The sequence below is a fragment of the Bradyrhizobium forestalis genome (assembly GCF_002795245.1).
In the GTDB taxonomy this organism is placed as follows: Bacteria; Pseudomonadota; Alphaproteobacteria; order Rhizobiales; family Xanthobacteraceae; genus Bradyrhizobium; species Bradyrhizobium forestalis.
Genome location: NZ_PGVG01000026.1, coordinates 55,435 through 79,706, shown reverse-complemented (window position 1 = coordinate 79,706; position 24,272 = coordinate 55,435). Strand labels below are relative to the sequence as shown.

At 63.4% G+C, this 24,272-nt stretch carries 19 protein-coding genes; 12 read left to right on the top strand and 7 right to left on the bottom strand.

Features of this window, described 5'->3' with window-relative positions; translation table 11 throughout:
• Positions 1-8: 8 nt before the first annotated feature.
• The 7 genes from CVM73_RS26575 to CVM73_RS26545 all read right to left on the bottom strand — a co-directional run bounded on the left by CVM73_RS26575 (position 9) and on the right by CVM73_RS26545 (position 7,152).
• A complete protein-coding gene (locus CVM73_RS26575) occupies positions 9-968 on the bottom strand; it encodes a transketolase family protein (protein WP_100234764.1) in 960 nt (319 codons plus the stop codon).
• Positions 969-978: 10 nt separating this feature from the next.
• Positions 979-1,827 (bottom strand): transketolase, encoded by an 849-nt coding sequence (locus CVM73_RS26570; protein ID WP_100234763.1) that lies wholly within the window; start codon positions 1,825-1,827, stop codon positions 979-981.
• Complete coding sequence (locus tag CVM73_RS26565; RefSeq protein WP_167407070.1) at positions 1,802-2,839, bottom strand: phosphotransferase; 1,038 nt, start codon at positions 2,837-2,839, stop codon at positions 1,802-1,804. The genes CVM73_RS26570 and CVM73_RS26565 overlap by 26 nt, the downstream gene beginning before the upstream one ends.
• On the bottom strand, positions 2,836-3,447 hold the full coding sequence (locus tag CVM73_RS26560) for an HAD family hydrolase (protein ID WP_245452436.1): 612 nt from the start codon (positions 3,445-3,447) through the stop codon (positions 2,836-2,838). The genes CVM73_RS26565 and CVM73_RS26560 overlap by 4 nt, the downstream gene beginning before the upstream one ends.
• A 5-nt stretch (positions 3,448-3,452) precedes the next feature.
• The gene (locus tag CVM73_RS26555) at positions 3,453-4,454 is read right to left on the bottom strand and encodes an NAD-dependent epimerase/dehydratase family protein (protein ID WP_100234761.1); all 1,002 of its coding nucleotides are present in this window, start codon (positions 4,452-4,454) and stop codon (positions 3,453-3,455) included.
• 28 nt (positions 4,455-4,482) lie between these two features.
• Positions 4,483-6,048, bottom strand: coding sequence for a PfkB family carbohydrate kinase (locus tag CVM73_RS26550; protein WP_100234760.1), 1,566 nt, complete (start codon positions 6,046-6,048; stop codon positions 4,483-4,485).
• A gap of 87 nt (positions 6,049-6,135) precedes the next feature.
• Positions 6,136-7,152, bottom strand: a complete 1,017-nt coding sequence (locus CVM73_RS26545) for an SDR family oxidoreductase (RefSeq protein ID WP_100234786.1) — start codon at positions 7,150-7,152, stop codon at positions 6,136-6,138.
• A 165-nt stretch (positions 7,153-7,317) separates the two neighbouring features.
• On the opposite strand from CVM73_RS26545, the gene CVM73_RS26540 reads away from it, so the two are divergent.
• The 12 genes from CVM73_RS26540 (at position 7,318) to rpoC (ending at position 24,226) form a co-directional block, all read left to right on the top strand.
• Positions 7,318-7,905, top strand: a complete 588-nt coding sequence (locus CVM73_RS26540; protein ID WP_245452435.1) for an SIS domain-containing protein — start codon at positions 7,318-7,320, stop codon at positions 7,903-7,905.
• A gap of 48 nt (positions 7,906-7,953) precedes the next feature.
• On the top strand, positions 7,954-8,934 hold the full coding sequence (locus tag CVM73_RS26535) for a lysylphosphatidylglycerol synthase transmembrane domain-containing protein (RefSeq protein WP_245452434.1): 981 nt from the start codon (positions 7,954-7,956) through the stop codon (positions 8,932-8,934).
• Between the two features lie 82 nt (positions 8,935-9,016).
• Entirely contained in the window at positions 9,017-10,285 is a 1,269-nt protein-coding gene (locus CVM73_RS26530) for a class I SAM-dependent methyltransferase (RefSeq protein WP_100234757.1), read from the top strand.
• 329 nt (positions 10,286-10,614) lie between these two features.
• A complete protein-coding gene (secE, locus tag CVM73_RS26525; RefSeq protein WP_007602984.1) occupies positions 10,615-10,806 on the top strand; it encodes a preprotein translocase subunit SecE in 192 nt (63 codons plus the stop codon).
• Positions 10,806-11,360: a transcription termination/antitermination protein NusG gene (nusG, locus tag CVM73_RS26520; protein ID WP_018647229.1), complete on the top strand. Its 555-nt coding sequence runs from the start codon at positions 10,806-10,808 to the stop codon at positions 11,358-11,360. Before secE ends, nusG begins: the two co-directional genes overlap by 1 nt.
• 221 nt (positions 11,361-11,581) lie before the next feature.
• Positions 11,582-12,010 carry a 50S ribosomal protein L11 gene (rplK, locus tag CVM73_RS26515; protein ID WP_011088164.1) on the top strand — a complete coding sequence of 143 codons (429 nt, stop codon included), beginning with the start codon at positions 11,582-11,584 and terminating at the stop codon, positions 12,008-12,010.
• A gap of 6 nt (positions 12,011-12,016) precedes the next feature.
• On the top strand, positions 12,017-12,709 hold the full coding sequence (rplA, locus tag CVM73_RS26510) for a 50S ribosomal protein L1 (protein ID WP_100234756.1): 693 nt from the start codon (positions 12,017-12,019) through the stop codon (positions 12,707-12,709).
• A gap of 92 nt (positions 12,710-12,801) precedes the next feature.
• Entirely contained in the window at positions 12,802-13,755 is a 954-nt protein-coding gene (locus tag CVM73_RS26505) for a 2-hydroxyacid dehydrogenase (RefSeq protein WP_100234755.1), read from the top strand.
• A 587-nt stretch (positions 13,756-14,342) separates the two neighbouring features.
• The gene (rplJ, locus tag CVM73_RS26500) at positions 14,343-14,861 is read left to right on the top strand and encodes a 50S ribosomal protein L10 (RefSeq protein WP_025037001.1); all 519 of its coding nucleotides are present in this window, start codon (positions 14,343-14,345) and stop codon (positions 14,859-14,861) included.
• A gap of 54 nt (positions 14,862-14,915) precedes the next feature.
• Positions 14,916-15,293: a 50S ribosomal protein L7/L12 gene (gene rplL / locus CVM73_RS26495; RefSeq protein WP_027574047.1), complete on the top strand. Its 378-nt coding sequence runs from the start codon at positions 14,916-14,918 to the stop codon at positions 15,291-15,293.
• A 482-nt stretch (positions 15,294-15,775) separates the two neighbouring features.
• On the top strand, positions 15,776-19,900 hold the full coding sequence (gene rpoB / locus CVM73_RS26490; protein WP_100234754.1) for a DNA-directed RNA polymerase subunit beta: 4,125 nt from the start codon (positions 15,776-15,778) through the stop codon (positions 19,898-19,900).
• A gap of 129 nt (positions 19,901-20,029) precedes the next feature.
• Positions 20,030-24,226, top strand: a complete 4,197-nt coding sequence (gene rpoC / locus CVM73_RS26485; RefSeq protein WP_100234753.1) for a DNA-directed RNA polymerase subunit beta' — start codon at positions 20,030-20,032, stop codon at positions 24,224-24,226.
• The last annotated feature ends 46 nt before the right edge of the window (positions 24,227-24,272 follow it).

Sequence of the window (24,272 nt, the reverse complement as noted above, 5' to 3'; positions counted from 1 at the left end):
GTGATCCGTCAGGTGGAATGAAGTTGAGGGGAGGGGGTGCGCGACGACGCGAGCGCATGCTCGATCGAGGTCGCAATCGCGCTGGCGGAAAGGCCGTGCTTCTTCAGCAGCGAGTCCTGCGAGCCGTAATTGTGCATGAAGCGGTCCGGCAGCGACAGACGCAGCATCGCAGGGAAGCCGGAGCCGAGCTTGTCGATCAGCGTCTCCGCGACCGCGCTGCCAAGGCCGCCGGAAGGCACGTGCTCCTCCAGCGTCGCGACGAGCCTGGTGCCACGGATCGCCTGCAGCAATGCCGCGGTATCGAACGGTTTCACCGTATGCATGTGCAGGATGCCGGCGCGAATGCCTTGCGCGGCCAGCAGGTCGGCCGCAGCGAGGGCGCGCTGGAGCATGATGCCGGTGGTCACCATGAGGACGTCGCCCTGCGGGCGCATCAGGATGGCCTTGCCGATCTCAAAGCCGTGCTCGGCCTTGGAGACGATGGCATCGCCGCCCTTGCCGAGCCGGATGTAGATCGGGCCCTTCCAGTCCAGCGTCTGCTCCATCATGCGCGCCGCCTCGTCGGCGTCGCACGGGCAGATCACGGTCATGTTCGGCAGCGCCCGCATGATCGCGATGTCCTCGATCGCCTGGTGGGTCGGGCCGAGCGGCGCGTAGACGAGCCCGCCGCCATTGGCGATCAGCCGCACCGGCAGATTGTGCAGGCACAGATCCACGGCCACCTGTTCATAGCAGCGCCGGGTCAGGAAGGTTGCGATGGTGTTCACGTAAGGAACAAAACCTTCCATCGCGAGACCGGCCGACATGCCGATGATATGCGCTTCCGAGATACCCTCGATCAGATGGCGCTTGGGAAACTCCTTGCTCATCGCGCGCAAGGTGCCCGCGCCGGGATCGGAGCCGATGTAAAGCACCCGCTCGTCACGCGCGGCGAGCTTGTGGACCATGTTCATCGCTGTGTTGCGCATGGGGAGCCGATCAAAAATCGCCGACGGCGACGCGGATGGCGTCGAGCTCGCTGTCGGTCAGCTTGTTCTTGTGATGCCAATCGGCGTTGGATTCCGCGGCCGGAAGACCCTTGCCCTTGACGGTATGGCAGATGATCGCGGTGGGTTTGCCCGGAACGGCCGGGACCTGCTTCAGGACAGTGCGCAGGGCGCCGACGTCGTGGCCGTTGAGCTCCTGCACGGCGAAGCCGAAGCTGCGCCACTTGTCCGCAAGCGGCTCCAGCGGCAGGACGTAGTCGGTGGGGCCATAGCTCTGGAGCTTATTGTAGTCGATCATCGCGACCAGATTGTCGAGCCCGTGCTTGGCCGCGCCCATTGCGGCTTCCCACACCGATCCCTCGTTGATCTCGCCGTCGCCGAGCAGCACGAAAGTCCGGTAGCTGCGCTCGCGCATGCGCGCGGCGAGCGCGAGGCCGACACCGATCGACAGGCCATGGCCGAGCGCGCCGGTCGAGGCCTCGACGCCCGGCACCATGCCGTATTCGGGATGTCCGCCCAGAATGCTGTCGGGCCCGCAAAAGCCTTCCAGCTCCGACAGCGGGAAGAAGCCGCGATCGGCCAAGAGCGCATAGAGCGCCAGACAACCGTGCCCCTTGCTGAGGATCGCGCGGTCGCGATTGGGATCGCGCGGGGAGTTCGGATCGATCCGCAGCACGTCGTCGTAGAGCACGCGGACCATCTCGATCAGCGACAGGGCAGGTCCGACATGTCCGCGTCCCGCAGAACGGACAGAACCGAGCACCAGGCGGCGCAAATAAAGGCTGCGCTCGTCCAGCGTGCAGGTGAGGGCGGCTTCAGCGTGGGGTGAGATCTGGATCACGTTGGCAAATCGTTTGGTGGAGCCGGCGGGCTTTGTCGAGCTGGCCGGCAAGGCGGACCGAGAGATCGCCACCTTGCGCAGCCAGGGCTCGCCGGGAGCGGCTTTCCGGCAAATAGGCATTCAGGACAATCAGGCACCAAATCGCCCCGAACACAGGATACAGTACGTCACGGCGGATCGCAAACGCGTCATCCCCAGCCTCGAAGGTCCGCGAGAGCCGTTCCACCAATCGCTTTGCGCTGGCCTCGGGCAGATCGCTGCCGGGATGGATCGCGGTGTCGGACACCAGCTTGACCGGATCGTCCCAGCCGAAATATTCGAAGTCGATGAATCGAAGGCTGCCGTCGTCGGCACGCAGCGCGTTGTGCAGTCCGAAATCCGACGGGCTCAATGCGCGATGGGCGGGCGCGAGGTCCGCGGCGGGATCCAGGCCCAGTTCCGCATAGCATCGACGGAGTTGCCGGATTGCGATGGCTGTGCTGGGTGCCAGGCTGTCGTCCATGAACGCATGCAGGTCCGGATGATCACCCGTGGCCCGCCTCAGTCCGTCCAGGCGTTGCTCGTATTGGGCGATGGCCTCCTCGGGCGAAAAGATGCTGGCTGACGCGTTCCGCAAAGTCTGTGCGCCTTCAGCGTTGCGCAGCCTTTGCAGCTCGATCAGGAAATCGGCCAGCTGGTCGGCATCGTCATGCCGGGGATGCAGGACCGCCGCGTCACCGTCGAACCATTGATACAGCGCGCAGAATGCCGCCGGATCTTTCGCGATAGGGCGCGGCGTCGATGTGATGCCGTGGCGCAACAGAAACGAGAGCGCGTCATATTCCTGTCCCAGGCGATCGCGCCCGTCGGACGGATAGTGCTTGAGGGCGAGGGGCGGTCCCTCCGCCATCTCCAGCCGAAACACCCGGTTGTTGCCGCCGGACCGCGCCGGTTGGGCGGCCGCGACCCGCGCCCCGGAGAGGCGGCTGCCGATCGAGACCGCATCCTGCACGCTGATGTCCGGCTCGCTCATGCCGCAAACACTCCGCGGTGGATATCGGCCCAGGTCGCGATCGGCTCGCAATGTTCGGGATGGGGAGGCCGCGACTGCGTGAACAGGATCGATCGCGTCGCTTTCGGAAAATGCGGCTGCTCGAAGACATCGACGAGATCGTCAATGAAGATATCGAGCTTAAGGCTCGCGAGCCGCTCGACCTTGGCCGCCAGCGTATCCTCGAAATAGATGTCGCTCACGGCCAGCGCCGCGTCGGCGGTGTCGATGAGACCCGCAGCCCTCAACCAGCCGCGCGCGGCCTCGCGCAAATCGACGCGGTCGGGATCCTGGTGGCCGAACTGCGTCTTGTGGCTGACGATGTAGACGCTGGCGCCGGCTTTGCGGCACGCGGCGAGGAATTCGCGGACACCAGGATAGATCTCGGCGCCGCCAATTCCCTTGCCGTAGACCAAGCCTTGCAACCCTTGCCAGGCAAGCTCGCCGCCGGCGCGGGACCGCAGATAGTCCCGAACGTCGGTCTTCAGCCCGTCCCAGCTCCCCGGCACCAGCCCACGCTGGCGCGCGGCGGCGGCAAAGACCTTGTCGTAGCAGATGATCGTATTGTCGAAATCGATACCGATCCGCACGCCGCTCACTTCAGGCTGATGTTCTGCATCATCTTGATGTTGAAATACCTGGGATCGTTGAGCGAGTTCGGCAGGCGGCCGGCCTTGAAGGCATTCACGAGGCCCGACACGGCCTGTTCGATCGTGTGCGTCGGCGCAAATCCGAGCTCGCGGCGGATCTTCTCCGAAGACACGTGGTAGGAGCGGAGATCGTCGGTCGGCTCGACGGCCACGTCGACATTGCTTCCGACCACCGATTTGACGATGTCGGCGATCTTCATCAGCGAGTGGTTTTCGTAGCCGATGTTGTAGGTCTTGCCGTCGATCTTCGCGTCATCCTGCTGAAGCAGGAACAGATAGGCCGCGGACATGTCCTCGATGTGCAGGTTGGGCCGCTTCTGCGTTCCGCCGAACACGCGGATGCGGCCAGTGTTGACCGCCAGATTGGTCAGGATGTTGACGACGACGTCGAGCCGCTGCCGCGGAGCGTAGCCGCAGACGGTGGCAGGACGAACCGTGCAGGTGACGAAGCCGGACGCGGCCTCGTCGGCAAGATCGGTCTCGCACATCGCCTTGAACTTGGAGTAGTCCGTAAGCGGCTCGCAGGACAATTCCTCGGTTACCTCGGCCTCGTCCTTGATGCCATAGACGCTCGAGGAGGATGCGTAGATGAAGCGCTTGATGCCCGCCTTCTTGGCGGCGCGCACCATCGGCCGGAAGCAGTCGTAGTTGATGGATTTGCCCAGCGCCGGATCCAACTCGAACGAGGGGTCGTTGGAGATGCAGGCGAGGTGGATCACCGCGTTGTTGCCGCGCAGGGCCTCATTGACCGCTGCCTCATCGCGGATGTCGCCCTTGATCAGGCGCAGGTTGGGATTGTCACGGACGGCGTCGAAGACGTCCTCGCCATACATGAACAAGTCGAGCACGGTGACCTTGTGGCCCGCCGCCAGCAACCGGGGAACCAGCACGCTGCCGACATAGCCGGCGCCGCCGGTGACCATCACGTTCCATTTCTGACCAATCACTGTCGCTCTCCGGAATTTTTCTTTTGCGCTATTTCAACAATGCGGTGACGAACTTGACCAACGGGGCCTTTTCGACCGAGTTGCGGTGACCGACGATGCCGACCTTGATCGCACCCGCCGCATTGCCGATGAAGGCGACGTCCTCGATATTGCCGCCGGCCGCCACCAGCGGCGCCGTAATCGTCAGGAAGGCATCGCCCGCACCGACGGTGTCGACGACGGTCTTGGTGAAGGCGGGCACGCGCGCGACGCCGGTCTTCGACGAGAAGGGGTAGCAGCCGAAGGAGCCGTGCGTGATGATCATGTTGTCGCAGGCGATCTTACCGTGCAGGCCGTCCTCGATCACCGACGCGATGTCGTTGAACTTGTCGGTGGCCGCCAGCCGCGCTTCCGGCGCGTCGATGCAGATGTAGTCGGCCCGCGGATACTTCGTGATCAGGTTGTAGCCGTGATTGCCGCTGTTGCTCTGGGCGTTGACCGCCAGGAATTTGGAGTTCGCAATCAACGTGTCGATCGTGCTGGATGCGATCATGCCGTGACCGAAATCGGTGACGATGACCACGTCCGCGCCGCGCACGCGCTCCGCCGTGACGCGGTCGATCTCCTTGCGCGCGGCCTCGTCGAGCGGCGTGTCGTCCATCGTGTAGACTTCGAACAGCTTGTGCAAGTAGCCCATCTCGACGTACCGCAGTTTGCGGGTGGTCGGACGGCCCTGAATGCGGATCGGCGTCAGCGTGACATTCGGGCGGACATGCGCGCGAATGAACTCGTCGGGGTAGTCGTTGCCACCGAGCGTCGTGACGATCTCGACCGATTTGCAGAAGCTTGCGACGTGATTGGCCGCAGCGATGACGCCGCCGGCAAATTGCTCGCCGTTCTTGAGCAGGGTGGCGACGATGTTCTCCTTGGAGGCCTTTCCGAGCGCTGTGACGTACTGGTATTCGTCGATAATGGTATCGCCGACCAGCACGACGTGCATGTCCTGGATCTTGTCGATCAGCTTCAGCAGGCGTTCGGCGCCGCCGCTTTCGCGCACCTTCTGGAGGTAGTCGCGCAGAGGGGGGTCGTAGATGTCGAAGTAACGGTTCAGCAGCGACGACGAGCTGAAGGTCACGTCGCGCGTGAAGACGATGCGGCCGCCATGGCGCTCGACCGCCTCGCGTTCGGTGGCGATCTTGCCGGTGACGTCATCTTCAGGGTTTTCGTAATCCGAGCCCTTCACATAAATGTCGGGGCGGACGGTATCGAGCACCGGCTCGGCGCTGGAGGTCCGGTTGATGCCGACCCAGTCGACCGTGCCGAGCGCGGCCAGCATCTCGGCGCGCATGTTCTCCGGAAAGATCGGCCGTCCCGGGCCCTTGTTGACATAACGGTCGGCGGTGATGGTCACGATGACCACATCGGCCTCGCTGCGCGCCGCCAGGATGTGCCGGACGTGGCCGAGGTGCACGAGATCGAACACGCCGTGGCAGAGCGCGACGGTCAGGCCCTTTGCCTGCGCGGCGCGCGCAATCTCGCCCAGCTCCTCGATCGTCTTGATCTTCTCGTGCGGTGCCGGATGGCCGGTCAGCTTGTCTGTCGCAGCATTACCCATGTGGATTACCTAACGCGCCGGTAGGTCTCAGGTGGCCGGCCCGGAAATGATCGGCTGGCGGCAAATGTCGGGGGTGAACGAACCTGCTCAACGGCTTGCCTTCTGCGGCGCAGCGTTGTCGTCACCGAGATATTTGAACCAGTCCTTGGTGGCGTCGGCGATCTTGTCCACCGTCCACAGGGGAGCGTCCTTGTACTGGTCCATCGATTTCAACATCATCGCGACGCCGTCCTCGAACCTCACCTTCGGCGTCCATTTCAAGACCCGTTTGATCTTGGTGATGTCGGCGTAGGTGCAGTCGGGCTCGCCGGGACGCTTGGGAATGTGGACCTTGTCGCCACCGAGGAGCTCGACCAGCCGGTTGACGCTGTAGGTGTTGTCCGAACCGACGTTGAATATCTCGTGCGAGACATCGGAGCGCGCGGCGGTCACGAATGCATCGGCGACATCGCTGACGAAGGTGAAGTCGCGGGTCTGCTCGCCATCGCCGACCACCGTGAAGGGCTTGCCCGCGAGCTTCTGCGCCATGAACACGCCGAACACGGCACCGTAGGTGCCGGTGGTGCGATGGCGCGGTCCGAACACGTTGAACAGGCGTAGCGCCACGGCAGGCAGCTTGTAGACCTGGCACCAGTGCATGACGCACTGCTCGCCGAGATTCTTGGTGAGCGCGTAGGGATACATCGGCCGGATCTCGGCGCTCTCCGGCGTCGGATAGACGTCCGGAATGCCGTAGCAGGATGATGACGCCGCATAGACGAAGCGACTCGCGCCCGCGTGCCGTGCCGCTTCGAGAACGTTGACCGTGCCGTCGACGTTGGCGCGATGATAGGGGATCGGCGACTCGATCGAGGGAACGATGTCGGCCAGCGCGGCAAGATGGAAGACCCAATCCACACCGTGGAAATACGGTTTGATCGCGTCGAGGTCGGTGACGTCCGCCCGCACGACCTTCAACTGGCTCGAACCGGTGCGCGCGGCCAGATTTTCGGCGCGTCCGATCACGAAGTTATCGAGCGCTGTGACTTCGTGGCCGTCATCGAGCAGGCGATCGACGAGGTGACTTCCAATGAAACCGGCGCCGCCAGTAACGATGCATTTCATGGGGAACATCCGTGATGCGAATGCCCAGCGAAACAGGCTCGCCAATGTTGAGTGAAACCCGAAAGCCGACTATCAGCCGCTCGCAAACTTTGCAAGTATTATACCTTTGCAATCCTCGGTAATAGCCGGTATCACCCGACCATGTTGCAATCGAGCCGCCAGCCCATGCCTGCCGAGTCCGTCGATCCCGATCACAAGGCCTTCCTCGACGATTATGTGGGGCGCCTGCATCGCGCGACGGCGGTCGACGACGGTATTTTTGCCAGGATCTCCGCCACGCGCGCGTCCTGGTTGCGCACGCGCGAGCAGGACGGTCGCGTCATCTTCATCGGCAATGGCGGTTCGGCCGGCATCGCCTCGCATCTGGCGATCGATCTGGCTAAGAATGCGTCAGTGCCTGCACTCTGCTTCAGCGATGCGAGCATGATGTCGTGCCTCGCCAACGATTACGGGTTCGAGGACTGGATCGCGCACGCCGTGCGGCTGAATGCGCGCGCCGGCGATTGCCTGGTTGCGATCAGCTCGTCGGGACGTTCGAAGAACATCCTCAACGCGGTTGCGCAGGCGCGCACGATGAAGCTCGACGTGATCACGCTGTCGGGCATGAACGCGGACAATCCGCTGCGCAATCTCGGCGACGTCAATTTCTGGGTGGACAGCCGCAGCTACAACATTGTCGAGACCACGCACCAGTTCTGGATGATGGCCGCAATCGACCTCGTCATCGGTCGTGCAGAATATCCGGCGTCCTGAGGCAGGCATCTGATGCAGTCGCGTTTCAAGCATGCGGCCCTGTTTTCGGTGAAGCTGCTGCTGTCGATCGCCGTGCTGGTCTACATTGCGCGCGGGCTCGACCTGCGCCAATTGCGAGCTCATCTCGTCTCGGTCGATCCCGTCCTGTTCGTCGTCGCGCTTGCGCTGATCTTCTTTCAGACCTTCGTGCTCAACGGCCGGTGGGAGCTGATCATGCGCGCGCTCGGCGTGTCGCTCGACTGGCTCGCGGGATGGCGAATCCTCATGATCAGCCTCTGGTTCAATCAGGTGTTGCCGTCGTCGGTCGGCGGAGACGCGGTGCGGATGTGGCTGCTGCGCCAACGTGGCGTGCAATGGCCGGAGGCGGTCAAGGGCGTTGCGGCAGACCGCTTCACGGCGTTGATCGGGCTCATCGTGCTGATGGTGGCCGGATTGCCGGTTCTGCTGTCCCGCGTGTCCAATCAGGCCGCGATTCTGGCCATCGGCGGGCTGACGCTGGCGGGGGTCGCCGGCACCGTGGTCCTGTTGACGCTCGACCGTCTGCCGAAACGCCTCATCGCGCTTCCCGCGATCGCGAGCTTCGTCCGCTTCGGAACATTGGTCAGGTTTCTTCTCCTGCAGTCCGAGCGCCGCGCGCTGCTTTTCGGATCGGCGCTCCTCATCCATCTTGTGACCGCGGCGGCATGCTACGCCTTGGCGCGCGGAGTCGGAGCGCAGCTCTCGATCCTGGACGCCGGCATCCTGATTCCGCCGGTCGTGCTGTTGACGGCCGTCCCGATCTCGATCAGCGGCTGGGGCGTGCGTGAGGGGGCGATGGTCGCTTGCCTCGGTCTGGCAGGGGTGCCGTCCGAGGAAGCACTGTCGGTTTCGCTTCTGCTGGGGGCGATCAGCGTGATCATCGGGCTCGTCGGCGGCGTGATCTGGCTCGCGAGTCCGGAGCGTGGCTCGTATTCGGCGGACAAGGCGGCGAAGGCGGCGGAGGAAGCCCCCAGCTACGGGCTGGGCAAGGAAGCCTCGAGCCACCCATGACCCGCTTGAGCCCATTGCCGATCTGGTCTTCACAGGGTGGGATTATCTCACTCGCTCGCGTATCTCATTTTTCGGTTCCACGATGAAAAACCTGTTCTACGTCCGCCATACCTGCCGCCTCTGTCATTCGGACAAGCAAGAGCTGGTCGTCCCGATGGCAGGCATGCCCATTGGCACGCCGAACTTCCAGGTGCCGAACGCCAGCGTCGATGATCCCGTCTTCCGGGCTGCGGTACCGATGGCGCTGCATCTGTGCAGGGACTGCGGCCATCTCCAAATTCTCCATGTCGGCAATCCGGAGATCCAGTACCGCAACTACGTCTATACCACCTCGCTCTCGCTCGGCCTGCGGGAGCATTTCGCGGGCTATGCCAACGACGTCGTCAGCCGCTTCGGCATCGCGCCGGGCTCGCTGGTCGTCGAGCTCGGCAGCAACGACGGATCGCTGCTCGGCTTCTTCAGGGAGCGTGGCATGCGGGTGCTGGGTGTCGACCCCGCTGTCGACATCGCGCGGCGCGCGACGGAAGCGGGGATCGAGACCATCGGCGATTTCTTCACCGATGCCATCGGGCACCGCATCCTGCAGAGCCATGGTGCGGCGAGCGTCGTGATCGCCAACAACATGATCGCCAATGTCGACAATCTCGATCCGCTGGTGATCGGGGTTCGCGATGTGCTTGCGCCGGACGGATTGTTCGTGTTCGAAACGCAGTATGGCGTCGACGTCACCGAGAAGAACCTTCTCGATACCGTCTATCACGAGCATCTGTCGTATTTTAACATCAAGCCGCTGACGCGCTTCTTCGCCCGGCTTGGCATGGAAGTGATTGACGTCCAGCACATCTGGACCAAGGGCGGCTCGATCCGCGTGACGGTCCAGCGCGCCGGCGGGACGAAGAAGCCGTCCGCGGAAGTCGCCCGCTTCATCGCCGAGGAGGACCGGCTCGGCGTCGATCAGCCGGCCTATTATGCGCCCTATGTGAAGAGGATTGCTGCCATCCGCGATGAGCTGGTCGCGATGGCCGATGCCGCGCATGCGCGCGGTCAGCAGGTCGCCGGCTACGGCGTCTCGGTCGGCACCACGACCCTGCTTCCGCAGTTCGGCCTGGAGAACAAGATCGACTTCCTGGTGGACGACGACCCCAACAAGGGGAACGTGATGGCCGGCCCGGGTTACGACATTCCGATTCTGCCTCCGGCCGCCCTTTACGAGCGCAAGCCCGCGTTCGTCGTGGTCTTCGCCTGGCGCTATGTCGACCCGATCCGAGCCAAGCACGCCCGCTATTTCGCCGAAGGTGGAAAGTTCGTGGTGCCGCTGCCGGGCATTTCCATGGTTGACCGGGCCGACTGAGGGTGCAGGGCGGCTGAAGGCCTCCCCGGGGATGGCGGCTTGCGGGCGGTGGATAAGTCCTTGATCCACATGGCCTCTGCATGGTCGTCCAGGGGAGGGCGGCTTGCCCGCACGAACCCTCTATATCTTGACCTTTGGTCCCATCCGCAGTAGATACCCCGCACTCGCAGCCGGCCCGTTAGACGCGGATCTCCGGCGCGGCTTTAAATCCCCGAACAATCGAGCCCGGTTCCCGGCTCATCCTTCGAGACAGAGGGTTGGGCCAACGTCGGCTGTTCGGATCCCTGAAATTCATTTTGCGTCTGTCGACGGACGTTGGACATCAAACGATGGCAGTCAGCCCGTTCAAGTTCTTGCAGGAAGTGCGTTCGGAGACTGCCAAGGTCACCTGGCCGACCCGCCGCGAGACCACGATCACCACCATCATGGTGTTCGTCATGGTCGCGGTCGCCTCGATCTTCTTCTTCGCCGCCGACCAGATCATCCGCGTCCTCATCACCTTCCTTCTGGGCATTCACTGATGGCAACCGCAACCGCTCAAGTGTCCGACAAGCGCTGGTACATCGTCCACGCCTATTCGAACTTCGAGAAGAAGGTCGCCGAATCGATCCGCGAGCAGGCCAAGCAGCGCGGGCTCGAGGAGCTGTTCGAGCTGGTGCTGGTTCCGACCGAGAAGGTCACGGAAGTGCGCCGCGGCCGCAAGATCGACGCCGAGCGCAAGTTTTTTCCCGGCTACGTGCTGGTGAAGATGAAGCTGACCGACGAGGCGTTTCATCTGATCAAGAACACGCCGAAGGTCACGGGCTTCCTCGGCGCCGAGAACAAGCCGATGCCGATCTCGGAAGCCGAGGCCATGCGCATCCTGCACCAGGTGCAGGAGGGCGTGGAACGGCCGAAGGCGTCGGTGTCGTTCGAGATCGGCGAGAACGTGCGCGTGGCCGACGGCCCGTTCGCCTCGTTCTCGGGTGTGGTTGAGGAAATCGACGAGGCGCGCTCGCGCGTAAAGGTCGCGGTGTCGATCTTCGGCCGCGCCACGCCGGTCGAGCTGGAATTCGGTCAGGTCGAGAAGGTCTGATCGTTTGTCATTGCCGGGCTTGACCCGGCAATCCATCTTCTTCGTAGAAGTGCTTTTGCGAAGATTGATGGATGCCCGCGGTCAAGCCCGGGCATGACAAAAGTCGAGACGGCGACGTCTCTAAAACGAGGCCGTGGGAGGACGAGGGCGGTTGCCAGCCGCTCAAGATCCCGACCACGAACCTGAAACCGCCGGCCTGGCCGGCACAACAGGAGTGATACATGGCAAAGAAAGTGACCGGATACCTGAAGCTTCAGGTCCCGGCCGGTGCGGCGAATCCTTCGCCCCCGATCGGTCCCGCGCTCGGTCAGCGCGGTCTCAACATCATGGAGTTCTGCAAGGCGTTCAACGCACAGACCCAGAAGGAAGAGAAGAACACCCCGATCCCGGTGATCATCACCATCTATGCGGACCGTTCCTTCACCTTCGAGATGAAGACGCCGCCGATGTCCTACTTCCTCAAGCAGGCCGCCAAGATCCAGTCCGGCTCGAAGGCGCCGGGCCGCGACAAGGCCGGCAAGGTGACCAAGGCGCAGGTGCGCGAGATCGCCGAGAAGAAGATGAAGGACTTGAATTGCGACACCATCGAATCGGCCATGAAGATGGTCGAGGGCTCCGCCCGTTCGATGGGTCTGGAAGTTGCGGGGTAAGCGGTCATGGCAATCGGAAAGCGTTTGAACAAAGCCCGCGAAGGCATTGACCGCGAAAAGCTTTACCCGCTCGCGGACGCCATCAAGATGGTCAAGGAACGCGCGAAAGCGAAGTTCGACGAGACCATCGAGGTTGCGATCAATCTCGGCGTCGATCCCCGTCACGCCGACCAGATGGTCCGTGGCGTCGTGACCCTGCCGAACGGCACCGGTCGTACGCTCCGCGTCGGCGTGTTCGCCCGCGGCGCCAAGGCTGACGAGGCCAAGGCTGCGGGTGCCGACGTCGTCGGCGCCGAGGACCTGGTCGAGAAGGTGCAGAACGGCTCGATCGATTTCGACCGCTGCATCGCCACCCCCGACATGATGCCGCTGGTCGGCCGTCTCGGTAAGGTGCTCGGCCCGCGCGGCCTGATGCCGAACCCGAAGATCGGCACCGTGACCATGGACGTCACCGGTGCGGTGAAGGGCGCCAAGGGCGGCTCGGTCGAGTTCCGCGTCGAGAAGGCCGGCATCCTGCAGGCCGGCGTCGGCAAGGCCTCGTTCTCCGAGGAGAAGCTGGTCGAGAACATCAAGGCTCTCGCGGACGCCGTCGCCAAGGCAAAGCCGGCCGGTTCCAAGGGCACCTACATCCAGCGCGTTGCGGTGTCCTCGACGATGGGCCCCGGCGTCAAGGTCGAGCCGGGCACCATCCTCGGCTAAGGTCTCGAAATTACATGAGGCCGAGGGGCGGAATTGGGCAACCGATTCCGCCCCTCGTCGTTTTTGGCGGCGCTCACCGGAAACAAGAAAAAATGGCTGACAAGGTCCTGATCTACTCGCGCTTTCCCAAGTCGATGATGGCGCGTTTCGCCGAGCGGTTCGAGCTGCTCGACACCGGTGGCAAGCCCGCGTGCGAGCTGTTTTCGGCGGATGAGCTGAGCGGCATTCGCGCGCTGCTGACCGCGGGCGGCACCCCGCTCGGCGCGGAGGCGATGGAGCTGTTTCCAAAGCTCGGCGCCATCGTCTGCTATGGAACCGGTTATGACGGTGTCGATCTGAAGGCGGCCGCCGCCCGCAACATCGCAGTCGGTCACAGCCCGGGCGCCAATGCGGCCTCGGTCGCCGATATCGCGATGACCCTGATGCTGGCGACGACCCGCCGGATCCTGGTTGCCGACCAATATGTCCGCAGCGGCGACTGGGCGGCGTCAAGGCAGTCGCCGATGATGCGCCCGCAAGCGGGCATGCCCGGCCGGCGCATCGGCGTCTACGGCATGGGCGAGATCGGCCGCAAGATCGCGGCGCGCTGCGCCGCCTTCGAGAGCGAGGTCGGCTATTTCAGCCGCACCAAGTACGATCTGCCCTATCAATATTTCCCAAGCCTCGAGGCGCTGGCTGATTGGTGCAGCGTGCTGATGATCGCGGTGCGGGCAGGGGCCGAGACTCAGCATGTCGTCAATGCCGATATCCTGAAGCGGCTCGGCGCGGACGGCTATGTCGTCAACATCTCCCGCGGCTCGGTCGTCGACGAGAAGGCCCTGGTCGCGGCGCTCTCCGACAAGACCATCGCCGGTGCCGGTCTCGATGTCTTCGAGAAGGAACCGCACGCCCCGGACGCGCTGACCGCGCTCCCCAACGTGGTGTTCGCCCCGCATATCGGCGGCCACACCCTGGATTCGCACGTCGCCATGCAGAGTTGCGTGCTGGCGAACCTGACTGCGTTTTTCGAAGGCAAGCCGCTGCCTTACGCGGTCAGATCGACCTGAACCGGCCCTTGTCGGCCGGGTTCAAGCCCGGCCGGCAATGGATTGGAACTGGTGTGAATTTTGCTCTTGGCAAGCAGGCAGAGAGCGGTTAAAGAACCGCCTCCGGACGTGCCGGCCTCGGCTGGCGCGTCTGTGCACGCATTCCGAAAAACCCGATACGGCAGGAGATCATTCCTTTTCAGGACGTCCGCGAGGATTGGCCCGAAAAGGAAGGAAAACCCGTCGGTCGGCTGGGATGCGGGCAGAGGTCGGACGGTTCGCCGGCTGACCTTGTCCTGTCCAAGACTGCAGGCGCCCGCGGGAAGTTTCGATTTCTCAAAGGCTTAATCGCATGGCCTGCATAGACGGGTGAAGACCGGATTTCACTTCGCATCCAGCTTTAAGGGCTGGCTTTGCGAAACGGGTCTGGTTCGGACCTCGACACGCCGTGGGCCTCTTAAGAGGCTCCCGGAGGGCAGGCTTTGAATTGTCGTCTTGCCCGGCGTGTCCTGGGGGATTTGGCCCCGAGGTTCAGGTTTGGGCGGGACGATGGGTGCAACCCGGCGGTCCCGCTTCTCGCGATGACCGCCAACCGGAGAGAGCTTGCTGTGGAACGAGCGGCAAAAAAAGAAGCGGTCGAACAGCTCAATGAGGTCTTCAAGACCACGAGCGTCGCGGTCGTTGCTCAATATTCCGGCCTCACCGTCGCCCAGATGCAGAAGCTGCGCCAGCAGATGAAGCAGGCGGGCGCTGCGGTGAAGGTCTCGAAGAACCGTCTCGCCAAAATTGCTCTTGAAGGCACTGACGTCGTTGCCATCGGCCCCATGCTGAAGGGACCGACCGTGATCGCCACTTCGAACGATCCGGTAGCGGCGCCAAAGGTCGCCATCGAATTCGCCAAGGCGAACGAAAAGTTCGTCATCGTCGGCGGATCGATGGGGAAGACCGTCCTGAATGTCGACGGCGTGAAGGCGCTTGCCTCGCTGCCGTCGCTTGACGAACTGCGCGGCAAGATCGTCGGCCTCATCGTGGCCCCGGCGACCAAGCTGGCCCAGCTCGCCAATGCGCCCGCGGGCAAGCTCGCGCGCGTCATCCAGGCTCATGCCTCAAAGGGCGAAGCGGCCTGACGCCCTTCGCAAAACTCAAACCCGAACCAGACTTACACGTAAGGAAACTGAACAATGGCTGACTTGCAGAAGATCGTTGACGACCTCTCGAGCCTCACCGTGCTCGAAGCTGCTGAACTGGCGAAGCTCCTCGAAGAGAAGTGGGGCGTTTCGGCTGCCGCGGCTGTCGCCGTGGCCGGTCCGGCTGCTGCTGGCGGCGCTGCCGCTCCGGCGGAAGAGAAGACCGAGTTCACGGTCGTTCTCGCCAGCGCTGGCGACAAGAAGATCGAGGTCATCAAGGAAGTCCGCGCCATCACCGGTCTCGGCCTGAAGGAAGCAAAGGACCTCGTCGAGGGTGCTCCGAAGCCGCTGAAGGAAGGCGTGAACAAGGAAGAAGCCGACAAGATCAAGGCCCAGCTCGAGAAGGCTGGCGCCAAGGTCGAGCTCAAGTAAGCAACGCTTGCTGGCGGGATCCCGGCCGCGCATCGGCAAGGTCCGGGATCCCGGTCCGCTCCTCAAGAGGGTGGACCGAATGCAAAAGGCGTGCGACGGAACGTCCCGACGCAGGCCGAACACGAAAAAGTGTGGGGATTTGAGGGTTTAACCCTCGAATCTGCACTATTGTCGCCCCATATCGGGTCGGCAGCACGAAAGCGCGGTGGGCAGGGATGCCGGATTTCCCTGTAAGCCGTTGGGAGAGCAGGCTATTTCGGGCTTTTGCAGTCCGTGAAGATGATCGTTGTGACGGGCGGGCGCGCATCTGCGCCCCGCGCGTCGTTTTGCGTTTTGAAGGTCTGAAGAACAGATTCAGGACATCGGCGCCTGAAACTGCGTCTCCGGCCCCCAAGACGGGTTCGAAAATTCAACCCGGAAAGCGGTGGCAGCCGCGTTCCGGACGGCGCGCCCAGAGCGGGCGACGAAAATGAGAGGCCACGATGGCGCAGCAGACATTCACCGGTCGCAAACGCGTTCGCAAGTTCTTCGGACACATCAAGGAAGTCGCCGAGATGCCGAACCTCATCGAGGTTCAGAAGGCGTCCTATGACCAGTTCCTGATGGTTGACGAACCCCAGGGTGGCCGTCTCGACGAGGGTCTGCAGGCGGTGTTCCGCTCGGTGTTCCCGATCTCCGACTTCTCGGGCACCTCGATGCTGGAATTCGTCCGCTACGAGTTCGAGCAGCCGAAATATGACGTCGACGAGTGCCGCCAGCGCGGCATGACCTTCGCTGCGCCGCTGAAGGTGACGCTGCGTCTCATCGTGTTCGACATCGACGAGGAAACCGGCGCGAAGTCGGTCAAGGACATCAAGGAGCAGGACGTCTATATGGGCGACATCCCGCTCATGACGATGAACGGCACCTTCATCGTCAATGGCACCGAGCGCGTCATCGTCTCGCAGATGCACCGGTCGCCCGGCGTGTTCTTCGACCACGACAAGGGCAAGACCCATTCCTCGGGCAAGCTGCTGTTCGCCGCCCGCGTCATCCCGTATCGCGGCTCCTGGCTCGATATCGAGTTCGACGCCAAGGACATCGTCTATGCGCGTATCGACCGTCGCCGCAAGATTCCGGTGACGTCGCTGATGTTCGCCCTCGGCCTCGACGGCGAGGCGATCCTGTCCACGTTCTACAAGAAGATTCTCTACAAGCGGACCAAGGAAGGCTGGCGCGTTCCGTTCGACGCCAACCGTTTCCGCGGCTACTCCACGGTCAACGACCTGATCGACGCCGACACCGGCAAGGTCGTGCTCGAGGCCGGCAAGAAGCTCACCGTCCGTGCCGCCCGCCAGCTCCAGGAGAAGGGGCTGAAGGCGCTGCGCATGGCCGACGAGGAGCTGGTCGGCAACTACGTCGCCGAGGATCTCGTCAACCCGAAGACCGGTGAGATCCACGCCGAGGCCGGTGAGGAAATCACCGACAAGCTGATGAAGGCGCTCAACGAGCAGGGCTACAAGGAGCTGCCGCTGCTCGACATCGACCACGTCAATGTCGGCCCCTACATCCGCAACACGCTCTCGGCCGACAAGAACATGACGCGCGAGGACGCGCTATTCGACATCTACCGGGTGATGCGTCCGGGCGAGCCGCCGACGCTGGAATCGGCGCAGGCCATGTTCCAGTCGCTGTTCTTCGACGCCGAGCGCTACGACCTCTCCGCGGTCGGCCGCGTCAAGATGAACATGCGCCTCGACCTCGATGCGCCCGACACCCAGCGCACGCTGCGCAAGGAGGACATCCTCTCCGTCATCAAGACGCTAGTGGACCTGCGCGACGGCAAGGGCGAGATCGACGACATCGACCATCTCGGCAATCGCCGCGTGCGCTCGGTCGGCGAGCTCATGGAGAACCAGTACCGCATCGGCCTCCTGCGCATGGAGCGCGCGATCAAGGAGCGCATGTCCTCGGTCGACATCGACACGGTCATGCCGCAGGACCTGATCAACGCCAAGCCGGCGGCGGCCGCCGTGCGCGAGTTCTTCGGCTCCTCGCAGCTCTCGCAGTTCATGGACCAGACCAACCCGCTGTCGGAAATCACCCACAAGCGCCGCTTGTCGGCGCTTGGACCGGGCGGTCTGACCCGCGAGCGCGCCGGCTTCGAGGTGCGCGACGTGCATCCGACGCATTACGGCCGCATCTGCCCGATCGAGACGCCGGAAGGTCCGAACATCGGCCTGATCAACTCGCTCGCGACCTTCGCGCGCGTGAACAAGTACGGCTTCGTCGAGACGCCGTATCGCAAGGTGAAAGACGGCCGCGTGACGGACGAGGTCGTGTATCTGTCGGCGATGGAAGAGGGGCGCTATTCGGTGGCCCAGGCCAACGTGCCGGTCGATGCCAAGGGTCGCTTTACCGAAGACCTGGTGGTCTGCCGCTCGAGCGGGACCCGCGACGTCGTGCCGATGACGCCCGACAAGGTCGACTACATGGACGTGTCGCCGAAGCAGCTCGTTTCAGTTGCCGCGGCGCTGATCCCGTTCCTCGAGAACGACGACGCCAACCGCGCGCTGATGGGCTCGAACATGCAGCGCCAAGCGGTGCCGCTGGTTCGCGCCGAGGCGCCGTTCGTCGGCACCGGCATGGAGGGCGTCGTTGCCCGCGACTCGGGTGCTGCGATCGCGGCGCGCCGTTCGGGCGTGATCGACCAGATTGACGCCACCCGCGTCGTCATCCGCGCCACGGAAGATCTCGATCCGACCAAGTCGGGCGTCGATATCTACCGTCTGATGAAGTACCAGCGCTCCAACCAGTCGACCTGCATCAACCAGCGTCCGCTGGTGAAGGTCGGCGACATCGTCAAGAAGGGCGACATCATCGCCGACGGTCCGTCGACCGATCTCGGCGAGCTCGCTCTGGGGCGGAACGTGCTGGTCGCGTTCATGCCGTGGAATGGCTACAACTTCGAAGACTCGATCCTGCTCTCCGAGCGGATCGTGAAGGAAGACGTCTTCACCTCGATCCACATCGAGGAGTTCGAGGTGATGGCCCGCGACACCAAGCTCGGACCTGAGGAAATCACCCGCGACATTCCGAACGTCTCGGAAGAAGCGCTGAAGAACCTCGACGAGGCCGGTATCGTCTACATCGGTGCGGAGGTGCGCGCCGGCGACATCCTGGTCGGCAAGATCACGCCGAAGGGCGAAAGCCCGATGACGCCGGAAGAGAAGCTCCTGCGCGCCATTTTCGGCGAGAAGGCCTCCGACGTTCGCGATACCTCGCTGCGCGTTCCTCCGGGCGTGCAGGGCACGATCGTGGAAGTGCGGGTGTTCAACCGCCACGGTGTCGACAAGGACGAGCGCGCGCTGGCGATCGAACGGGAGGAGATCGAGCGCCTGGCCAAGGACCGCGACGACGAGCAGGCGATCCTGGACCGCAACGTCTACAACCGTCTTGCCGAGCTGCTCGAGGGGCGGCAGGGCATTGCGGGTCCGAAGGGCTTCAAGAAGGACACCAAGATCACCCGTGCGGTGCTCGAGGAGTACCCGAAGTCGCAGTGGTGGCTGTTCGCTTCGCCGAACGACAAGCTGATGGCCGAGATCGAGGCCATGCGGAAGCAGTACGACGAGTCGAAGAAGGGGCTGGAACAGCGCTTCCTCGACAAGGTCGAGAAGCTTCAGCGCGGCGACGAATTGCCGCCCGGCGTGATGAAGATGGTCAAGGTCTTCGTCGCGGTGAAGCGCAAGATCCAGCCCGGCGACAAGATGGCCGGCCGCCACGGCAACAAGGGCGTGGTGTCGAAGATCGTGCCGATCGAGGACATGCCGTTCCTCGAAGACGGCACGCATGCCGACATCGTGCTCAATCCGCTCGGCGTGCCCTCGCGCATGAACGTCGGACAGATCCTCGAGACCCATCTCGGCTGGGCCTGCGCCGGTCTCGGCAAGCGTATCGGCCAGACGGTCGATGCTTATTTGTCGAAGCAGGACATCAAGCCGCTGAAGGAAACCTTGAAGAAGGTCTACGGCGAGGACGAGACGATCAAGACGCTCAACGACAACGAGCTGCTCGAACTCGGCCATAACCTCAGCCGCGGCGTGCCGATCGCGACGCCGGTGTTCGACGGTGCCAAGGAAGCCGACATCGAGGAGATGCTGAAGCTTGCCGGTCTCGACGCTTCGGGTCAGTCGACCGTCTATGACGGCCGTACCGGCGATCCGTTCGATCGCAAGGTGACGGTGGGCTACATCTACATGCTCAAGCTGCACCATCTGGTCGACGACAAGATCCATGCGCGTTCGATCGGTCCGTACTCGCTCGTCACCCAGCAGCCGCTGGGCGGCAAGGCGCAGTTCGGCGGTCAGCGCTTCGGCGAAATGGAGGTGTGGGCGCTCGAGGCTTACGGCGCGGCGTACACGCTCCAGGAAATGCTGACGGTGAAGTCGGACGACGTCGCCGGCCGCACCAAGGTGTACGAGGCGATCGTGCGCGGCGACGACACGTTCGAGGCCGGTATTCCGGAATCGTTCAACGTGCTGGTCAAGGAAATGCGCTCGCTCGGCCTCAACGTCGACCTGCACAACTCCAAGATGGGACCGGCGCCGACGTCGGAAGCGGCCGAGTAATTCGACCTTTCATGCCCGGCCTTCACAGCCGGGCATTGGCGCCCCTCCCGAGGCCTTGAGGGCAGGGCGCCCCGCTTGAGTGATTTTCGAATTTGCGGCCGGAGGCGACCGGCACGCGAGGAGAACACGATGAACCAAGAAGTTATGAATCTCTTCAACCCGACGACTCCGGCTCAGGTCTTCGACCAGATCCGGATCTCGATCGCGTCTCCAGAGAAGATTCTGTCCTGGTCCTACGGCGAGATCAAGAAGCCGGAGACCATCAATTACCGGACCTTCAAGCCCGAGCGCGACGGCCTGTTCTGCGCCCGCATCTTCGGGCCGATCAAGGACTACGAGTGCTTGTGCGGCAAGTACAAGCGCATGAAGTACAAGGGCATCATCTGCGAGAAGTGCTCGGTCGAGGTCACGCTGTCGCGCGTCCGGCGCGAGCGCATGGGCCATATCGAGCTCGCAGCCCCCGTCGCCCACATCTGGTTCCTGAAGTCGCTGCCCTCGCGCATCGGCCTCTTGCTCGACATGACGCTGAAGGATCTCGAGCGGATCCTCTACTTCGAATATTACGTCGTGCTCGAGCCGGGCCTCACCGCGCTGAAGGACCGTCAGCTGCTGTCGGAAGACGAGTATCTGAAGGCGCAGGACGAGTACGGCCAGGATTCCTTCACCGCCATGATCGGCGCCGAAGCTATCCGCGAGCTGCTCAAGGGCATGGACCTCGAGAAGCTCGAGGCCTCGTTGCGTGTCGAGATGCAGGAGACCGACTCCGACATCAAGCACAAGAAGCTCGCCAAGCGCCTGAAGATCGTCGAAGCGTTCCGCCACTCCGGCAACAAGCCGGAATGGATGATCATGACCGTGGTGCCGGTGATCCCGCCGGACCTGCGTCCGCTGGTGCCGCTCGACGGCGGCCGCTTCGCGACCTCGGACCTCAACGACCTCTATCGCCGCGTCATCAATCGTAACAACCGCTTGAAGCGGCTGATGGAGCTGCGCGCGCCCGACATCATCATCCGCAACGAGAAGCGCATGCTTCAGGAGGCGGTCGACGCGCTGTTCGACAACGGCCGCCGTGGCCGCGTCATCACGGGCGCCAACAAACGCCCGCTGAAGTCGCTCGCCGACATGCTCAAGGGCAAGCAGGGCCGCTTCCGCCAGAACCTGCTCGGCAAGCGCGTCGACTATTCGGGCCGTTCGGTGATCGTGGTCGGTCCCGAGCTGCGCCTGCATCAGTGCGGCCTGCCGAAGAAGATGGCGCTCGAGCTGTTCAAGCCGTTCATCTATTCGCGGCTCGACGCCAAGGGCCTGTCCACCACCGTGAAGCAGGCCAAGAAGCTGGTCGAGAAGGAGCGGCCCGAGGTCTGGGACATCCTGGACGAGGTGATCCGCGAGCATCCGGTGCTGCTCAACCGCGCGCCGACGCTGCACCGCCTCGGCATCCAGGCGTTCGAGCCCGTGCTGATCGAGGGCAAGGCGATCCAGCTCCACCCGCTAGTCTGCTCCGCGTTCAACGCCGACTTCGACGGCGACCAGATGGCCGTGCACGTCCCGCTGTCGCTCGAAGCGCAGCTGGAAGCGCGCGTCCTGATGATGTCGACCAACAACATCCTGCACCCGGCGAACGGCCAGCCGATCATCGTGCCGTCGCAGGACATCGTGCTCGGTCTGTACTACGTCTCGATCATGCGCGAAGGCCTGCCCGGCGAGGGCAAGGTGTTCGGCGACATGGCCGAGCTCGAGCACGCCTTGCACGCGAAGGTCATCCACCTCCACACCAAGATCAAGTACCGGTGGGAAGGCATGGACGAGACCGGCAAGGTCTCCAAGCGCTGGATCGAGACCACCGCCGGTCGCGTCATGCTCGGCAATCTGCTGCCGAAGAACCCGCGCATCTCGTACGAGATCATCAACAAGCTGATGACCAAGCGCGAGATCTCCGGCGTGATCGACCAGGTCTACCGCCACTGCGGCCAGAAGGAGACGGTGATCTTCTGCGACCGCATCATGGCGCTCGGCTTCTACAACGCCTTCAAGGCCGGCATCTCGTTCGGCAAGGACGACATGGTCGTGCCGCACGGCAAGTGGAAGATCGTCGACACCACCCGTACGCTGGCGAAGGATTTCGAGCAGCAGTACAACGACGGTCTGATCACCCATGGCGAGAAGTACAACAAGGTCGTCGACGCCTGGTCGAAGGCCACGGAAGAAATCGCCAAGGCGATGATGAAGGAGATCTCCGCCACCAAGAAGACGGCGAGCGGAGCCGACGCCGACATCAACTCGATCTACATGATGGCTCACTCCGGTGCCCGCGGTTCGCCGGCCCAGATGCGCCAGCTCGCCGGCATGCGCGGCCTGATGGCCAAGCCGTCGGGCGAGATCATCGAGACGCCGATCATCTCGAACTTCAAGGAAGGCCTCTCGGTGCTCGAGTACTTCAACTCGACCCACGGCGCCCGCAAGGGCCTCGCGGACACCGCGCTGAAGACCGCGAACTCGGGCTACCTGACCCGTCGTCTGGTCGACGTGGCGCAGGACTGCATCATCACGCAGAGCGACTGCGGCACCAAGCTCGGCATCAAGATGCGCGCCATCGTCGATGCCGGCACCGTGGTCGCTTCGCTCGGCTCGCGCATTCTCGGACGCACGGCCTGCGAAGACGTGCGTGACGGCTCGGGCAAGGTGATCATCAAGCGCGACACGCTGATGGAAGAAAGCCACGTGGATGCCATCCATCAGGCCGGTATCCAGGAGGTGAAGATCCGTTCGGCGCTGACCTGCGAGCTCGTCAACGGCATCTGCGGCAGGTGCTACGGCCGCGACCTCGCCCGCGGCACGCCGGTCAACCACGGTGAAGCGGTCGGCGTCATCGCGGCGCAGTCGATCGGCGAGCCGGGCACCCAGCTCACCATGCGCACCTTCCACATCGGTGGTGCGGCGCAGCTCAACGAGCAGTCCTTCGTCGAAGCCAACTTCGACGGCAAGATCGTGATCAGGAACAAGGCCATCGCCCGCAACAGCGAAGGTCACCTGATCGCGATGGTGCGCAACATGGTGGTGGCCATCGTCGATGCCGACGGCACCGAACGTGCGACGCACCGTATCCAGTACGGTTCGCGCCTGCACGTCGACGAGGGCGACATGGTCAAGCGCGGCCAGCGCATCGTCGAGTGGGATCCCTACACCCGTCCGCTGCTCACCGAAGTCGAAGGAACCATCGGCTTCGAGGATCTGGTCGAGGGGCAGTCGATCTCGGAAACGCTCGACGAGGCCACCGGTATCGCCAAGCGCGTGGTCATCGACTGGCGCTCGACGCGCGGCGGCTCGGACCTTCGTCCGGCCATCGTGGTCAAGGGCAAGGACGGCAAGGTGCTCAAGCTCGCCCGTGGCGGCGATGCCCGCTACATGCTGTCGGTCGATGCCATTCTCTCGGTCGACATCGGAGCCAAGGTCCAGCCGGGTGACATCCTCGCCCGTGTCTCGACCGAAAGCGCCAAGACGCGTGACATCACCGGCGGTCTGCCGCGGGTGGCGGAACTGTTCGAGGCTCGGCGCCCGAAGGATGCGGCGATCATCGCCGAAATCGCGGGCACCATCCGGTTCGGGCGCGACTACAAGAACAAGCGTCGCATCTCGATCGAGCCGATGGACAAGACCGACGAGCCGCGCGAGTACCTGATCCCGAAGGGCAAGCACATCCACCTTCAGGACGGCGACGTCGTCGAAAAGGGCGACTTCATCGTGGAAGGAAACCCGGCGCCGCACGACATCCTTGCGGTGAAGGGCATCGAGGAGCTCGCGGCCTATCTGGTCAACGAGATCCAGGAGGTCTACCGGCTGCAGGGCGTGCTCATCAACGACAAGCACATCGAGGTGATTGTCCGTCAGATGCTCCAGAAGGTGGAAATCACCGATCAGGGCGATACGGACATGATCTCCGGCGAGCAGGTCGACAAGATCGAGTTCGACGCGCTGAACGTGAAGGCCAAGGAAGAGGGCAAGAAGCCCGCCACGGGAACGCCGGTTCTGCTCGGCATCACCAAGGCGAGCCTCCAGACCCGGTCCTTCTTCTCGGCGGCATCGTTCCAGGAGACCACACGCGTCCTCACCGAAGCGGCGGTCAACGGCAAGATCGATCCGCTCGAAGGCCTCAAGGAGAACGTCATCGTCGGCCGGCTGATCCCGGCGGGCACCGGCGCCTCCATGGCCAAGATCCGCGAAGTCGCCATGAAGCGCGACAAGCTGATCCTGGACGAGCGCGAGAAGCAGGCGGCCGTCGTGTCGCCCGCGCCGGAAGCCGAGCTTCCTGCGCTGCCGCCTGCGGAATGATCGTTCATCCGTAGGAATACCGAGGACAATGAAAAGGCCGGCTTTT

Excerpts from the sequence above, each read along its gene's own strand:
- CVM73_RS26550 (WP_100234760.1), bottom strand. The coding sequence starts at position 6,048 with ATGGGTAATGCTGCGACAGACAAGCTGACCGGCCATCCGGCACCGCAC.
- rplL (WP_027574047.1), top strand. The coding sequence starts at position 14,916 with ATGGCTGACTTGCAGAAGATCGTTGACGACCTCTCGAGCCTCACCGTG.
- CVM73_RS26505 (WP_100234755.1), top strand. The coding sequence starts at position 12,802 with ATGGCTGACAAGGTCCTGATCTACTCGCGCTTTCCCAAGTCGATGATG.
- rplK (WP_011088164.1), top strand. The coding sequence starts at position 11,582 with ATGGCAAAGAAAGTGACCGGATACCTGAAGCTTCAGGTCCCGGCCGGT.
- CVM73_RS26565 (WP_167407070.1), bottom strand. The coding sequence starts at position 2,839 with ATGAGCGAGCCGGACATCAGCGTGCAGGATGCGGTCTCGATCGGCAGC.
- CVM73_RS26530 (WP_100234757.1), top strand. The coding sequence starts at position 9,017 with ATGAAAAACCTGTTCTACGTCCGCCATACCTGCCGCCTCTGTCATTCG.
- rpoB (WP_100234754.1), top strand. The coding sequence starts at position 15,776 with ATGGCGCAGCAGACATTCACCGGTCGCAAACGCGTTCGCAAGTTCTTC.
- nusG (WP_018647229.1), top strand. The coding sequence starts at position 10,806 with ATGGCAACCGCAACCGCTCAAGTGTCCGACAAGCGCTGGTACATCGTC.
- secE (WP_007602984.1), top strand. The coding sequence starts at position 10,615 with ATGGCAGTCAGCCCGTTCAAGTTCTTGCAGGAAGTGCGTTCGGAGACT.
- rpoC (WP_100234753.1), top strand. The coding sequence starts at position 20,030 with ATGAACCAAGAAGTTATGAATCTCTTCAACCCGACGACTCCGGCTCAG.
- CVM73_RS26575 (WP_100234764.1), bottom strand. The coding sequence starts at position 968 with ATGCGCAACACAGCGATGAACATGGTCCACAAGCTCGCCGCGCGTGAC.
- CVM73_RS26545 (WP_100234786.1), bottom strand. The coding sequence starts at position 7,152 with ATGAAATGCATCGTTACTGGCGGCGCCGGTTTCATTGGAAGTCACCTC.
- CVM73_RS26540 (WP_245452435.1), top strand. The coding sequence starts at position 7,318 with ATGCCTGCCGAGTCCGTCGATCCCGATCACAAGGCCTTCCTCGACGAT.
- rplA (WP_100234756.1), top strand. The coding sequence starts at position 12,017 with ATGGCAATCGGAAAGCGTTTGAACAAAGCCCGCGAAGGCATTGACCGC.